The 16,478-nt window shown below is 40.2% G+C and carries 11 protein-coding genes; 9 read left to right on the top strand and 2 right to left on the bottom strand.

Features of this window, described 5'->3' with window-relative positions; all coding sequences use genetic code 11:
• Positions 1-87 precede the first annotated feature (87 nt).
• Together ACO1XM_RS16280 and ACO1XM_RS16275 are read right to left on the bottom strand one after the other, a co-directional pair.
• Positions 88-1,740 (bottom strand): hypothetical protein, encoded by a 1,653-nt coding sequence (locus tag ACO1XM_RS16280; protein WP_486230905.1) that lies wholly within the window; start codon positions 1,738-1,740, stop codon positions 88-90.
• A gap of 6 nt (positions 1,741-1,746) precedes the next feature.
• Positions 1,747-2,514 (bottom strand): ABC transporter ATP-binding protein, encoded by a 768-nt coding sequence (locus tag ACO1XM_RS16275; RefSeq protein ID WP_486230903.1) that lies wholly within the window; start codon positions 2,512-2,514, stop codon positions 1,747-1,749.
• Positions 2,515-2,774: 260 nt separating this feature from the next.
• Between ACO1XM_RS16275 and ACO1XM_RS16270 the strand changes: the two genes are divergently transcribed.
• From ACO1XM_RS16270 to ACO1XM_RS16230, 9 genes are all read left to right on the top strand, one after another.
• The gene (locus ACO1XM_RS16270) at positions 2,775-3,710 is read left to right on the top strand and encodes an SPFH domain-containing protein (protein ID WP_486230901.1); all 936 of its coding nucleotides are present in this window, start codon (positions 2,775-2,777) and stop codon (positions 3,708-3,710) included.
• Positions 3,711-4,652: 942 nt separating this feature from the next.
• Positions 4,653-5,495, top strand: coding sequence for a universal stress protein (locus ACO1XM_RS16265; protein WP_486230899.1), 843 nt, complete (start codon positions 4,653-4,655; stop codon positions 5,493-5,495).
• Positions 5,488-7,899, top strand: a complete 2,412-nt coding sequence (locus tag ACO1XM_RS16260; protein WP_486230897.1) for a heavy metal translocating P-type ATPase — start codon at positions 5,488-5,490, stop codon at positions 7,897-7,899. Before ACO1XM_RS16265 ends, ACO1XM_RS16260 begins: the two co-directional genes overlap by 8 nt.
• The gene (gene ccoS / locus ACO1XM_RS16255; protein ID WP_486230895.1) at positions 7,896-8,057 is read left to right on the top strand and encodes a cbb3-type cytochrome oxidase assembly protein CcoS; all 162 of its coding nucleotides are present in this window, start codon (positions 7,896-7,898) and stop codon (positions 8,055-8,057) included. Before ACO1XM_RS16260 ends, ccoS begins: the two co-directional genes overlap by 4 nt.
• Positions 8,058-8,232: 175 nt before the next feature.
• Positions 8,233-9,801, top strand: coding sequence for an amidase (locus ACO1XM_RS16250; RefSeq protein ID WP_486230893.1), 1,569 nt, complete (start codon positions 8,233-8,235; stop codon positions 9,799-9,801).
• A gap of 129 nt (positions 9,802-9,930) precedes the next feature.
• Positions 9,931-10,377, top strand: a complete 447-nt coding sequence (locus tag ACO1XM_RS16245) for a KTSC domain-containing protein (protein WP_486230891.1) — start codon at positions 9,931-9,933, stop codon at positions 10,375-10,377.
• Between the two features lie 118 nt (positions 10,378-10,495).
• A complete protein-coding gene (gene hemN / locus ACO1XM_RS16240) occupies positions 10,496-11,854 on the top strand; it encodes an oxygen-independent coproporphyrinogen III oxidase (RefSeq protein WP_486230889.1) in 1,359 nt (452 codons plus the stop codon).
• Positions 11,855-12,117: 263 nt separating this feature from the next.
• On the top strand, positions 12,118-15,534 hold the full coding sequence (locus ACO1XM_RS16235) for a hypothetical protein (RefSeq protein ID WP_486230887.1): 3,417 nt from the start codon (positions 12,118-12,120) through the stop codon (positions 15,532-15,534).
• 38 nt (positions 15,535-15,572) lie between these two features.
• The coding region (locus ACO1XM_RS16230) for a hypothetical protein (protein ID WP_486230885.1) at positions 15,573-16,478 on the top strand (906 nt) is incomplete at its 3' end.

Here is a 16,478-nt window from a genome sequence, read left to right as displayed (position 1 = left end):
CAGAGTTCCTTTCGGGAAACTCTAAGAAGGAGTAGACATTTAATGGTCTCAATTAACCCGTGGTCGGTGTTTTCACCGATCACTTTTCTAAGCCCCTTGCAGATCTTTCCAGGTGATGGTACTGAAAGACTTGAACATAAAATAAGCAATGGTGGCAAATACGGGTGTCAGCAACCAAAGTGAGCCATCTAATTGCATAGCACCATAATGCAAAAATCCCAATAGCGCCATCGTTAGCATCATAATAATGCTTCTTGCAAAATTACCACCACTGTTTCTGGCACCATCGGGCACACTTTGAGGCAGATGCTTTTTATTCAGTATGGAAATACTTAGAATGATAACGACATTATTGGCCAAGCCAAAAAGCAAATCATCAATAACGGCTGGTCCCCAGATAACCAGCGAAAAAATAGTAATACCTGCATAGATGGGAATAAAGAGATTGGCTAGCAATGCTTTTATTGAGCCCCTTAAAATATAGCCGGGTTGGTTTACCGGGGAAGAGAAAAACACCCAGGACGATTTAAAATTATCACTAAAGGATATTTCAAAGAGCGCTGCGTAAAGAATAAATGTTGAGAAATAGATGAGTAACAGAAAAGCTTTGCCTTCTCTCAATCCCTCCAGGATGTTACCACTGTTGTCGTTGAACCTGAAAAGAAAAACAAAAGCCAATACAATAAAATAGCCAATGGCCGGATAGAGCTTAAGCTTTAGTTTCCTGTCTCGGCCAATGGCTTTGCTGGTTAAACTATAGCCTGCGCGTTCCGGGCCAAGTTCAGTAATCAGTTCTCCAATTTTCTCTGTCCACGATTTTTTACTTTTAACTGTTTTAAGTGTAACGTGGCTCTCAGTGCCCATGTCCTGAATTTTTTCTGTAAACAATGGCGCCAGAAAACGACTCACGTAAAAAATACTTAATACAGGTACTCCTAAAGCAAGTATAATGAAGAGTAAATGCGTCAGATCAAATTGAAATGTTTCGAAAGCTTCCACCGTGGCGCTAAACCAAACGGGTGGTATTAAATAAGTCCACCAATGAAAAATAAAATCAGTCTCCAATGAATCGACAGTACCTAATAAGCGTGGTAATAACTGATAGCTTCCCATGAAAAGCACAGTCATGAAAATCTGAAGGTAATTAATGGTATTTTTTAGTTTCTCTTCGCTTGTAAAACGCATAATGAGCAGGTACAGCGCATTTGTAACTGTTACCGAAAGCAGAATGCATAGGAGGAGTGCTAACAAGAAAGAAATAATACCAGCAAAACCGTAGGTAATAAAAACAGCAATGATAGAACCCAAAGATAAAGCAAGCGTGAGCAGACCAATGTATAAAACGATGTGTGTTATCCTGGCGGCAAGTAAAGTCCTGCTGCTGATGGGTCTGGGCAGGATAATAGAATTATCACTGGTGTCTAGCAAGACGGCTGAAAAATCTGTAATCAGAATCATGATGGACATAATCATGATATAAGAGAATATGAAAGTCATCGATATGACAACAGAAGGCACCGAATAGATAAGAAAGGAAACCAGTAAGCCAAAGATTAAGTAAATAACCAGGGCATAATAGTAACTACGGTTAGAGGATGCCTGTCCCATAGATAACATAGGCCTTCTTCCATCCATCAGGAGTTTAACAGCAACGATAGATCTTACCTGATGGTAGTCGATACCAAATATTTTATAGATAAAGCTGAGTGCATCCAAAAAGAAGAGTAGAATACGATCCATGGATGTTTATTGTTTGATGATATCGATGAATTGACCTGCCGCACTTTCATGCTCCCTGTTTCCGGTTAGCTCAGTAAAGAGTTGCTCCAACGAACCACTATGGGCTTGCGAATTGAGTTCAGTGAAAGTTCCATTTGCAATAAGTTCACCCTTATTGATAATCATGATACGATCAGATATTTTTTCCACCACATCCATGATATGGGAGCTATAAAAAATTGTTTTACCAGCCTGTTTCAGTTGACTTAAGATCTCTTTTACCAATATTACAGCGTTGGCATCTAAGCCAGACAAGGGCTCATCCAGAAATAAAATAGATGGGTTGTGTAACATACCGGCAATCAATAATACTTTCTGACGCATGCCTTTGCTGAAGGTAGTCATGCGATCTTCCATGTGGTTAGCTAAACCAAATACGTTCAGAAGTTCTTTCGACTTTTTGTTAAGGGAGTGCTTGTCAAGTGAATATAAGTTGCCCACAAAGTCCAAGTACTCAAGTGGTGTAAGTGTATCGTAGAGTGCTGCATTTTCGGGTATATAACCAATGCGTCTCTTCACCTCCAGCGGTTCGGTTCTTACATCAAGACCAAGCACAGATGCTTTACCTTCAAATTCGTTGATGAGTCCTGTCAGAATCTTGATGGTAGTACTTTTACCTGCTCCGTTAGGGCCTATGTAACCGATAATTTCCCCGGCTTCAACTGTAAAAGAAATATTCTTTAAAACAGGGTTGGCATAACTTTTCGAGAGCGCCTCGACAACAATGGCTTGCATATATTTTAATTGAGGCATAAGTATAATCATTCGCTGCTAAAGCAGCAAAACCCTGAAGCTTGTAATTTAAGCTTCTACGCTTAAGCAGATGAAAACTTGAGCAAAAGGTAACCCGATGGCAATATATTTTTATTTTTAACAAAAGCCTGTTACCTGCATTTCAGCTGAACTATAGAGGTACAACAATCAGGTCTGGCCGACTTATCAAAGGCTGGCAGGGTTAGAATAATTATTAAACAAACAAACCAAATTAATCTAAAATGAACATTGATGTTATCATGATTCTGTTGGGAGTATTAACTTTTCTTTTGTTGCTCCTTTCTTTCGTTACTGTAAAGCAGGGAACCATTGCCGTCATTACGGTCTTTGGAAAATACCAGAGAATTTTGCGGCCAGGTTTAAGCTTACGCGTTCCATTTATTGAAGTAATTCATTCCAGGGTTTCTATTCAAAATCAGTCTGTTGAGTTAGAATTTCAGGCTACAACCAGCGACCAGGCGAATGTTAATTTCACATCAATGCTATTGTTTGCTGTAGTAAACCATGAAGAAGAAACCATTAAGAATGTGGCTTTTAAATTTATGGACGAAAAAAGTTTCATGCAGGCATTGGTGCGAACCATTGAAGGCTCCATCCGAAGTTTTGTGGCGACTAAAAAACAGGCAGAAGTACTTTCATTAAGAACAGAAATTGTTCAGGAGGTAAAATTGCAACTTGACCAAACCTTGGAGAGCTGGGGTTACCACCTGATAGACTTGCAGTTGAATGACATTACATTTGATGAGTCCATTATGAAATCCATGGCCAGGGTGGTGGCCTCTAACAACCTGAAAGCTGCTGCCGAAAATGAAGGGCAGGCTTTATTGATTACCAAGACTAAAACGGCCGAAGCAGAAGGTAATGCCATTAAAATCGCAGCAGAAGCGGAGCGCATAGCAGCTCAGTTGCGTGGTCAGGGCGTGGCTTTGTTCCGTGAAGAGGTGGCCAAAGGTATGTCGCATGCGGCAAAAGAAATGGAGAGTGCAAAATTAGATTCATCTTTCATTTTGTTTTCAATGTGGACAGAGGCATTACGCCACTTTGCGCAGGAAGGTGAAGGCAATGTTATTTTCCTGGACGGTTCAGCAGAAAATATGCAGCGTACCATGCGTGAAATGATGGCCATGGGAAAAGTTAAAACGCCTGCAAAAGCTTAATTGATTTGCTGATGTGCTGATGTGATGATTTGTTGATGTGCTGATTCTTTGATTCGTTAATAGACTCACGTCATTGCGAGGAATTAGGGTTTGGTTGAGCGCTGGAATGACGAAGCAATCTAATTGATGTGTTGATGTGCTGATGTGTTGATTCGGTGATTTGGGGATTTGAGGATTTGAAAATGAAAATACGCGTCATTGCGAGGTATTTGCGTTGATTGTGTGTTGAAATGATGAAGCAATCTAATTGATGTGTTGATGTGCTGATGTGTTGATTCGGTGATTTGATGATTTGAAAATTTGAAAAACGAAAAAGCATGTAATTATTGAGAATTAGCATTGATTGCGCAATGAAATGACGAAGCAATCTAATTGATGTGTTGATTCGGGGATTTGAGGATTTGAAAATGAAAATACGCGTCATTGCGAGGTATTTGCGTTGATTGTGTGTTGAAATGATGAAGCAATCTAAGTTGATATGCTGAATCATTAATAGTAGTACAAACCGTCATGCCAGGGAAGAGGGTTTTGATTTGCATCATTGCCTCACTTCCTTCGGCATGATTTTTTTCTTTTATACACCCTGCTAAAACGTTTTCAATTTTTGATACTTCAAGCAACAATTGAATTGTAGAACCTTACTCCTTAGTTCAATACAACTCTCATTATTGTCAATTGTCCACTGTCAATTGTCATTTTTATATTATCCATTGTTTCTTTTTTCTTAACCACTATTTGTTACTAAGAAGATACAGTAAAACCCGCTGGATTGTCAATTGTCCATTGTCCATTTTTCATTGCTTACACAACCTTGTCTATTTAACATTGCCTTCTGCCATTTAATAAAAGCGAATTCCTGATTTTTGTCAGTTTTCTGATTGATGGCAATCACGTAACTTAAGAATGCAGCAGTCTACTTTTGGCTAAGCAAACAACAAAGCCATGAAAACGATATTAGTTCCATGTGATTTTTCGAAGCAGGCAGTCAATGCCTTTCGGTTCGCAATCGATATTGCACGTCAATCTGGGGGCGAAGTGCACCTCACGCACGTTATTGAATTGCCTGTTATGCACGACAGTGTTTTAATGCCAGTCATGTCTTTCGAAGAAGTCTTGTTGAAAGAATTAAAAGATAAATCGGAAGTGGAGTATGCTAAACTTATTAAGAAATACGCTGATCCTAAAGATAAAGTCAAAACCACCACACAATTTGGTGCCCCCGCCAGAATGATCCTCAGCTACATTGAAGAGAATAAAATTGATTTGGTAATTATGGGAACCAAGGGGGCCAGTGGTGTTAAAGAGTATGTGATAGGATCTAATGCAGAGAAAGTAGTCCGTAATTCGCCTGTTCCGGTTATTGCTGTGAAAAGCTATCCAAAACTAAACACCATTAAAGACATTGTATTACCTAATACATTGCATACTGAAATTCAGGAAGATTTGCTGATGAAAGTAAAGGCGATGCAGAATTTCTTTAAAGCCAACCTGCATATTGTTTGGATAAACACACCTTCAAACTTTACAAGAGATATAACAACTAATAAACGACTGCAGGATTTCGCAAAACGATTTTTATTTAAGAATTATACTGTGCATGTTTTTAATGACCTCTATGAAGAAGATGGTATTATCAACTTTGCACACTCCATAAAGGCGGATATGATTGCCATGGGCACACATGGTCGTAAGGGCCTGGCGCATGTGTTAAGTGGTAGTGTAGCAGAAGATGTGGTAAACCATATAGACATTCCAATCTGGACTTATACGATGCGCAATGAGTAATTCGGTAGTTGAAGAATCACCGCTTAGTAAAACCACTGAGCAAACAGTCTGCTACCATTGCGGACAGGATTGTAAAGAAGATATATTGCAGAAAAACGGTAAACACTTTTGCTGCTATGGCTGCCAAACGGTTTATGACATTCTGCATGAGAATGATCTTTGTGAGTATTATACCTATGACACAAAGCCTGGTACAAAGCATGATCTGGTTGATAACGATGCCTTTACCTATTTAGATGAAAAAGGTATTAAGGACAAATTACTGATTTTTCAGTCACCTACTTTTGCCAAGGTGGAGTTTTATGTGCCGGCCATTCATTGTATCTCATGCCTTTGGTTATTAGAAAACCTGCAACGCCTCTGCAAGGGTGTGTTACGCGCGCAGGTGAACTTTGCCCGCAAGCGTGTAACCATTGAATTTGATCCCAGCCTGACAGCACTGAGTACAATAGCAGCCAGTATGGCTTCCGTTGGATATGCACCTTTGATTAACCTGGAGGATAAAAAATCACAAAAAGAGACACACCCGCTGATTGCCAAACTCTCTGTGGCTGGTTTTGCCTTTGGTAACATCATGCTCTTGAGTTTTCCTGAGTACCTGGGGCTTGATACTTCAGAACAATACCTGCAGGAGTTGTTTTCTTATTTGAATATCATTTTGTCAATTCCTGTTTTAGTCTACAGTTCCAGCGATTATTTTAAAAATACGTGGACAAGCATTAAACAAAAGCAGATCAATATTGAAGTACCCATAGCCATAGGGTTGGCAGCCCTGTTTTTCAGAAGTACCTATGATATTGTTTTCCATGTCGGCCCTGGTTACCTGGATTCTTTCAGCGGTCTTGTTTTCTTTCTATTAATCGGACGCTGGTTTCAGGACAAAACGTATGAGAGTCTGGCATTCGATCGCGACTATACATCTTATTTTCCGCTGGCTATCCATAAGCAAACAGGTGCGGAGTGGAAACCTGTGGTTGTATATGATTTAGCGTGCGGAGATATTATCAAGGTACGTAATATGGAAGTGGTGCCCACTGATGCAACTTTGTTGAGTGCACAAGCCTACGTTGATTATAGCTTCGTGACTGGCGAATCTAAACCAGTTAAAGTAAAGGCAGGCGATCTTGTTTACGCGGGTGGTCGTTTGCTGGGTGAGCCAGTTATGCTGGAGGTGCAAAAGAAAACGTCTCAAAGCCACCTGACCAGCTTATGGAACAATGCTGTTTTCCAAAAGCCAAAAGAAAGTCGCTACAAAAAAATAATCGACCGGGCAGCCAGGCGCTTTACGTGGTTCATTCTTTTCTTTTCTATAGCAACGGCCATCTATTGGTATTATGCCGATCCAGGTAATGTGTGGTTGATCCTTACATCGGTGTTGATTGTAGCTTGCCCTTGTGCCTTGGCACTGGCTGCACCTTTCACCTATGGAAATATGTTGCGTGTATTTGGTAAGCACGGATTCTATTTAAAAAATGCAGATGTGATTGAACGCATAGCTGGTATCAATGCGCTTGTCTTTGATAAAACAGGTACCCTTACGCAAGGGGCTGCCACTGTACGCTTTGAGGGCAACATCACTGAGCATGAATTATCCTGCGTTAAATCCTTGGCAGCTTCTTCGGTTCACCCCATGAGTGAGTTGATTGTGAAACACCTGACGATGACTGCCCATTGGACTGTTAAACATTTGGTTGAACGACCTGGCAAAGGTATAGAAGGTGAGGTTGCTTGCTTGTCCATAAAAATTGGCTCAGCCAGTTTTGTAGGAGCGAATGCTTTACTGGATCAAACATCCTCCCATGTTTTTGTCGCCATTCATGGAGAAGTAAAAGGACATTTTACGATCACAACTACTTTGCGTAGCGGTATCAAAGAAACGTTGTCAACGATGGCGACCTTACCAGTGGCTATGCTCTCGGGCGATAATGAAAGTGATCGCACACGCATGCAGCAATTATTTCCAGCTACTGCACAATTGCTATTTCATCAAAGTCCGCAGGATAAAATGAATTTTATTCAGGACTGGAAAGCAACAGGTAAGCAAGTAATGATGTTAGGCGATGGCTTGAATGATGCGGGAGCATTGAAGCAAAGCGATGTAGGCATATCTGTTTCGGATAATGCCGGTGTGTTTACGCCTGCCTGTGATGGTATTCTAGAAGGCTCGCAAGTAGCGAATCTGTCTTTGTATTTACGCTTAGCAAAAGCCTCAACTACCATTCTTAAAGCCGCCTTTGCGATATCCTTTTTCTATAATTTTATTTCGCTCAGCTTTGCTGTAACGGGTCACCTCACACCCTTGGTGGCTGCAATATTGATGCCCATCAGTAGCATTAGCGTTGTAGGTTTTAGCAGCATTGCGGTTAGTTTGGTATCTCGTTCTATCTTAAAGAAAAGTGTATGACCATCATCATTTTATTAATATCCATTTCACTTACCATTGCTATACTTTTCTTAGTGAGTTTTTTGTGGAGTATGAAGTCAGGTCAGTTTGACGATACCTATGGGCCTTCTGTGCGTATGTTGTTTGAAGACAAAAAAGAGAAGAAGACTGAAAGCTGATTCTTTTTGTTTAACCTGACCTGTTTAGTAGCGTGAATAATGATGGGGTAATCGGATACCAGCGATCATCGCACAGGTTCCATAAACCGAAGAAATCCTATTAGGCTCGTTCGTCACTTTAAAATTCAGCTTTGCTTTTAATTATTTATCTTACTTCATTAGACAAAACCATGCTATGAAGAAGTTAAACTATGTATTCATCTTTCTGATTGGTCTCGCCATTTCTTGTCAGCCTGCAGCTAAACCTGCAAGAGATACCAGTTACCTGGAGGAAATTACCATAAGCCAATTAGTAAAAGGCTATGAAGAAGGCACTTTTACCAGTGAACAAGTAGTAACAGACTATTTGTACAGAATTGAAAGTATTGATAAAAGCGGGCCTACTATTAATTCCATTATTCATATTAATGAGAAAGCGTTGGAAGAAGCAAGAGTATTGGACGCAGAAAGAAAGGAGGGGAAAATCCGTGGTTCCCTGCATGGAGTACCTGTTATTTTGAAAGATAATATCGACACAGATGATATGCCTACTACAGCGGGCGCTACTGTCTTAAGAAACTCCATTCCAACATCCAACAGTTTCATCACGAAAAAATTAAAAGAGGCAGGCGCCATTATTATTGCCAAAGCCAATTTGAGTGAGTGGGCAAACTTCCGTGCTGATATGTCGTCTAGTGGCTGGAGTGGGGTTGGAGGACAAACCAAAAACCCTTACGTACTAGATCGCAATCCCTGTGGGTCAAGTTCAGGCTCAGGTGCCTCCATTGCAGCAAACTTGGCTGCCTTTGCCATAGGTACAGAAACCAATGGTTCTATCGTGTGTCCTTCAAATAATAATGGTTTAGTAGGATTAAAACCAACGGTGGGGCTACTGAGCAGAACCGGTATCATCCCCATTTCCTTTACACAAGATACACCCGGGCCAATGACACGCAGTGTAGCTGATGTAGCGATCAGTTTAGGAAGCATGGTCGGTGTTGATACTGCTGATAACAAAACATTGGCTTCAGAGGGTAAGTATTTGACAGACTATACACCATTCTTGAAAGCAGATGGTTTGAAAGGTAAGCGCATCGGTTTGTTAAAAAACAGTATGGGCTTTCATGCGAAAGTGGATACGTTAATGAAGCGCGCTATAGCAGATTTAAAAAAACAAGGTGCTGAAGTTGTTGAAATTGATTTCAATTTAGAGCGCGGTGTGAATGGTGCTTCTTTTCAGGTATTGTTGTATGAATTTAAAGATGGTTTGGAAAAATATTTTGCCGGTTTGGGAGATAAGGCACTTGTAAAAACAATGCAAGACCTGATTGAATTTAACAAGAAAGATTCTATTGAGCTTCGCTATTTTGATCAGCGCTTGTTAGAGATGGCTGCTGAGAAGGGTAACCTGCAGACAAAAGAATACCAGGATGCACTGGCCACGATGCTGAAAGCCACACGTGAAAACGGAATTGATAAATTATTGACAGAAAATAAGCTGGATGCTTTGATGGCACCCACCGGATCGCCCGCCTGGAAAACAGATTTGATCAATGGCGATCATTACATAGGGGGGGGCTCTTCGCTGGCAGCCATTTCAGGTTACCCGGCCATTACCCTGCCCATGGGTTTTGTTGATGAGTTACCAGTAGGCATATCGTTTTTTAGTACTGCCTGGACAGAAGGACTTCTGATTGAGATTGCCTATGCTTATGAGCAAAGTACAAAACACCGTAAGGCGCCAAAGTTTATTCCTTCTAACTAAAAAGTGCCGGCTTTTTTTGTAGGTATTGAATGTGTTTAGCAAAGCTTATATTTCAACTCAGCCCCGGTCATCTGGAATGATTGGGGCTGAGTCGCTTATTATCCCTAAATAGTTTATTTTTGCACCCGCATGAAAAAAATCATTGAATCAAGAAAGCTGTTGGGTGTAGATAAGGACGTGACCCTAAAGGACCTGAAAACTATTTACAGGAACTTTATGAAAGACTGGCATCCCGACAAGATACAGGACAATGAAGTGGCGAAAGCCGAAGCCGAAGAGAAAAGCAAGGCTTTTATTGAAGCTTATCATTTACTGGTAAGCATCGCTCCGGAAACACATGAGCAACAATTGCCACAGTATACTGAAACCATGAATTCCTCCAGACTTCTTGATTTCCAGTATAAAGGACAAACCTTGCAGATTGGTTTTGCGGATGGCAGCCGTTATGAATTCTTTGGCGTGCCCAAAAGCATCTATAATAAATTTATCAATTCAGCCACACCCGATCGTTTTGCCCGCAGGCATGTTTACCATTCACACGTGTATCGCAAAGTGAATAAGGCCACAGAAGAATAATATACTAACAGCTACTTTGTTCAAATTTTTCGGCTGATTTATATCATAATGGCTGCTGATCGCACTCACGCCAAAGTAGGGCAGGTGAGTATACTTTTGCCTTCATTAAACTTGTGTTATGAAGGACTATGCCACTTTGCTGAAAAAGTATGACTTACCTGTACCGCGCTACACCAGTTACCCAACCGTACCACAATGGCAAACGCAGGCATTCGATGCTCACACCTGGCAACAAAAACTAAAACTTGCTTTCGATGAGAGCAATGCAGTTAAAGGAATCAGTCTATACATACACTTACCTTTTTGTGAAAGCTTGTGTACATACTGCGCCTGCAATACACGCATTACCAAAAACCATGCGGTAGAAGAAAAATACATTAATGCCCTGATGCAAGAATGGACTTTGTATGAAAGTATATTTGAAACTAAACCTATACTACGAGAACTACATATAGGCGGAGGCACACCAACTTTTTTTAGTGCAGAGAATCTCGATAAACTTCTGACAGCGCTCTTATCACGTGTAGCAATTCATCCAGCGCATGAGTTTAGTTTAGAGGGTCACCCGAACAATACCATGGCTGCGCACCTCGATGTGTTGCAAAAGCATGGCTTTAAAAGAATCAGTTTTGGTGTACAGGATTTAAGTACACAAATACAAAAGGCGATTCATCGCATACAACCTTTCGAGAATCTTGAACGCGTTGTGCAACAAAGTCGTGAAAGAGGATTTACCTCTGTTAGTTTCGATCTTATTTATGGTTTGCCTTTTCAAACTGTATCCAGTGTAGCCGACACCATGAAGCAAGTGCTTTCGTTAAGGCCCGATCGTATTTCCTTTTATAGTTATGCGCATGTACCCTGGTTAAAGCCGGGCCAGCGCGGTTATGAAGATGCAGATTTGCCTGGTGACTTACGCAAGCGAACTTTATATGAAACAGGTCGCTCGCGATTAATTATGGCGGGTTATGTAGAGATAGGCATGGATCATTTTGCTTTACCCCACGACACGTTGTATAAAGCACAACGCTCAGGAAAACTGCACCGTAATTTTATGGGCTATACTACAACCAACACAGACATCCTGATTGGACTAGGCGCATCAGCTATCAGCGAGACAAGCTATGGCTATGCGCAAAACCGAAAAGAAGTAGAAGCCTATCAGCAAAGTGTAGCGGAGGGAATGTTACCTGTGTGGAAAGGGCATTTGCATACAAGTGATGACAGACTTCGAAAAGCTATTATACTTTCATTAAGCTGTCATGGTTTTGCGAATATGGAAGATGTTAAAGCGGTAACAGATGATGAGCACATGGAAGTGCTCAGAGAAATGCAACAAGAAGGACTTCTTTATATTAACCAACATGATGTACGCATAACCCAGACGGGGTTTACGTTTATCAGAAATATTTGTCAGGTGTTTGATGCTTATGCCAATATTGGGAAGGATCGGATGGTGTATAGTAGGGCGATATAGATAAAATTATCGGTAAAGTTCAAATTGAAAGTTTAGCTGCACTTCAATAAATTCAAGTAAGGCACGAGGTGTCACATACCTTAAATTTAAGGTGTTCAATTCTTAATAAACCTTAAAATTTCTTTAAAACGGCACCTTATTTTTAAAGTATGACTTAACAAATAATTATTTTGGATAGTTGGGTTCTTTTTATTTTTTTGCGACCCGCTTGCTCGAATGCAGTAATTTTTGGAAATACAGAATAACGTTATCTCTACCACCCTATGTCTGCTAATAAATATTTAGTCACATTATTAATTCTATTTTCTGTTAATAAAAGTTTTGCTCAAACACAATTTAATCAAGAATTAGCACCGAAACTTCCTGTTGTTTCTTCCCCTGAAGCCAGTTCAATCACCCGTGTTGTTGATAATCCGGTTGATTATAAAACTGGAATTCCTGATGTAAGCATTCCTCTATTCGAACTTACCACAGGGGATATAACTATCCCCATTAGAATCAGGCACTCAGGTAGTGGTATTAAAGTGAGAGAATTAGCAAGTCCAGTGGGGCTAGGTTGGTCTTTAGATGCAGGTGGTGTTATTTCCAGTGTTATAAATGGTGGTCCGGGTTCATTAACATTTAATTCTGAATCAGAGGTCGTTAACTATTCAAATTCAAATAGCCCTGAAGTTAGATACAGAACAGATCATGAGCCGGATTTCTATCATTACTCTTTTTTGGGCAAATCTGGCAAGTTTGTATTTGACAATGAGTTTAACGGTCACACGATTCCATCATCATCATTGCGAATTGACGGTATGGATACTACCCGAATAGTAGTTAAGGATAGGCAAGGTTATGTTTTCGAGTTTAATGATGTTGAATTGATGTCAGTTTCTAACACCTGCCCAGGAGGTGATGTATGGGCTCCTGGTGAAGCTGCCAATGCATCATATTATTTATCTCATGTGAGATCCCCGTCAAATAGAAACGTTAATTTTTTTTATAAGAGTTACTCCTACTCTTATTATACGGATGTGGTTCAATCAAGAAATTTTTCTGAATCATCTATTCCCACCAATCCTGCTCCTTCAACATGTTGGTCAAAGAATATAATTTATTCAGGAAAGGTAATAGATTCAATTGCAAGTGATAATGGCTATAGCGTAAAGTTTTTCTATTCAGCCTCAAGAGTTGATCTCCCCAATGGCAATAACCTTGGCAGATTGGAAAAGATTGTGGTGTACTTCCAACAAAAAGTGCTTAAGACTTTTGACCTGACTCATACATTCGTTCAGTGTACTTCTCCTATAATTTCTGGTGTTCCTTTTGATTTTTATTCAGGTAACTATGGCGGATATAGCCGAATGATGTTGACAAAAATTCAAGAAGAGGGAACAGAGCCATACACGTTCGCATACAACTTGACACATAAACCAAGTAGGTTTAATGTTGGCATTGATCACTGGGGTTATTATAATGGTAAAGAGGAAAATGAATCATTAATTCCTTTTGGGTTTGATTACATGATTGGTGTTGATAGGGGTGCATCGGAAGAACATGCTAAAGCTTTTTCGCTAAAAACAATAACCTATCCGACAAAAGGTGTCAGAACATTTAATTATGAAATGAATAAAGTGAAGCTTAATTCGATTGAAAATTCTGAAACAGAATTCTTTTTGAAGGATGAGGTGGTTTCATGTGTCGGGAACTCGACCTCCAGTCAGGTAGTGAGCATCCCTTCAATCGCTTACATTGGTCGCGTCCGTCTCCTTTACTGGACTAATTCCACACGGACAACCGATCTTCAGCAAGAAGAAGGACAACCCTTTAGCCGTACTATCGTGTCGTGGATGGAGAACGATGTTCAGCAAAGTATAGTGTTGACGGGCAATGGTAGTCAGTATTCATATTATGACATGACTACCCAACCTGGAGTTGACTATACTGTTACTATTGAAACAGCAGGCACTGTTAACGGTCAGCCAGTGTCTACGCATGTTCGTTTTGTTTGGCTGGAAGAATTGTTTCAATCGCTTAACGCCTCCGAAGCATTTGTAGCCTGTGGGGGCTTGAGAATACAGTCTATTATTAGCGATGCGGGATTTGGTGAAGAGGCCTCAGCATATGTTTACAAATATGCAACCACTGAGGATAGCATAAAATTCCGAAGACCCACTTACTGGTACTACACTTATCAACACAACGCAAACCATTTATCAACTCCCGATCAGTTCTACAGAAGGACTTCATCAAGTATTAATCCTCTACCCACAGTAGTATACGATTTTGTGAGCGTTCATCAAGTTGATAATCAGGGGGAGACCAATGGCAAAACAGAGTATATTTATTTTAATTGGATGAATCGAATTCACACAACGCCAGGCTCTTCACTATACGCAGAAACAGATGATAGTTGGCTTAGTGGAGATATGATAAAATCCAGACAATTTAGACGCAATGGAACTCTACTGGAGCTGGTCCAGGAGACGGAGTTTACCTATGAAATAGAAGCAAACACCTCAGCATTTTATGTTGAAAATTTGGCTCCTAATGAATTTCATATCTATGCTATTAGAGGAGCTATGCAGTTACCGGAGTATATTGCTCCTTTAGTATATATTGAAGCAGTCTACATATTTGAGTATTATAAAATATGGGGTGGATTCAAGTATCTTAAACAGCAAGTCCAGAAAAATTACTACAATGGCTTAAGTTCGGCAGTTACCACTTCTTATGTATATGATCTTGAAAAACAAACACTGAAAAAGGAAATCATTTCAGGAAATCGAACCTTACTCACCGAATATAAACGAGTATCAGATGTGTTGGCTGTTTCAGGATCCGTAATAGAATCGATGCAACAAGCAGGCATTACCGAACCTGTTATAGAAGCCAGAAAATTTGAAGTAGGCACTGTAAATAAATTATTAGGTGGATTTTTTATTAACTATAGATCAGTTGGCCCGATTAATAACAATTATTTCTATCAGCCTTCTTCTACGCATTCGATGGTTTTGCCTCGACCACTGGATGTTTCATTTGATTATCTGACGGAGTCAAGTTTTACAAATGAAAATGGTATTGAGAATCTTTACCAAAACTATTATGAGGAAGATGCTTCATATAAATATGATAACGATCTTAATATTGTTCAGGTGACCAGTCGGGGCGGGGTTTCGAAATCATTTATTTATGATTCATTTAATCAATTAATAGCTGTTTGCGACAATACTAATGTGTCAGAAATTTATTTCACAAATTTTGAAGAGGAAGGCACAACAAGTTGCCTTGCGGGGGGGCAGGCTAAGTCCGGAACAAAAGCTTATTGTGGTAATACCTATACGCTGCCTTCGAGTTATCAACCACAAAGTACAGCACAGTTGGAAATTAATTATTGGTATTTACAAAATGGTGAGTGGAAGTATAGTGGTGCAGTACCATATTCAAATTCGATAACGGCACCTGCAGGAAGCACTGCAATTGATGATGTACGCGTTTACCCTAGGCTATCTCATTTCTCTTCTTATAGCTATGATTATGGCAGAGGCATAAACTCACAATCAGACGCTAACGCAACGTATCAGTTTTTTAAATATGACCAATATGGCAGACTTCGTTTTGTTTCCGACAAAGACGGTAACATTATTCAAGCGAATGAGATACACTATAGGTCAGGACAGATTTCGAATCATTAACTAATTAAAAAGTAGTTTAAATAAACAACTGAAGATAAATGAAATTTGGTTTAATAGCTTTTTTTTTACTAACCGCTTCAGCCGCATTGGCTCAGATCAACGGATCATCCTTAGCTTGTCCCTCATCAACGGTAAGTTATACAGCTACTGTTTTCAGCTGGTCATATCAGTGGTCTGTAACCGGAGGTTCCATTGTTGGCGCATCCGATGGAACAAGTGTCTCAATTCTATGGAATTCTACCGCATCAGGTTTGATTACCCTTCAAACTGATGATGGTACTTACACCAAGTCAATTTCTAAATATCGGGCAACTGCTTCAATAAATAACTCATCGACTATCTGTGCCGGTGAATCTAAATTATTAAGTGTAACCTATACTGGGAGTTTTGTTGAATGGCAACAATCCACCAACGGTGGCAGTTCCTGGTCAAGTGCAGGGTCCACTGGCAACCTCTATGTATTTCCGACTACAACAACACAATACAGGGCTCGTATATCAGGTGCTACAGGCTGCTCAACAATCTATTCAAACACACTGACTGTAAACGTTTACTCTTCGTTGACACCAGGAGCAATATCGGGTGCACAAACTATTTGTTATAATACAACAGCAGCTACGCTTGCAAGTACTGCCACTGCCGGTGGTAGTACAGGCTCTTACAGCTATCAATGGCAATATTACAATGGAAGCAACTGGATAGTGATTAGTGGAGCCACATCTGCCAGCTACTCGCCAGGTGCGCTTACTTCAACAACTGAATTTAGAAGATTGGTTACAACCAGTTGTACCTCCGAACCCTCTAATACCATTACCGTTACAGTTTATCCACCCCTGTCTGCTGGTTCAATTTCAAACAGCAGTGCCACCATTTGCTCAGGTTCATCGGCCCCCACTTTTTCAAGTGCAAGTGCTTCGGGTGGTAACTCAAGTTATGCCTATGAG

The sequence above is a fragment of the Chryseotalea sp. genome, assembly GCF_057350905.1.
The sequence above is the reverse complement of the archived record's forward strand: the minus strand, read 5'-3'. Positions and strand labels throughout refer to the sequence as shown.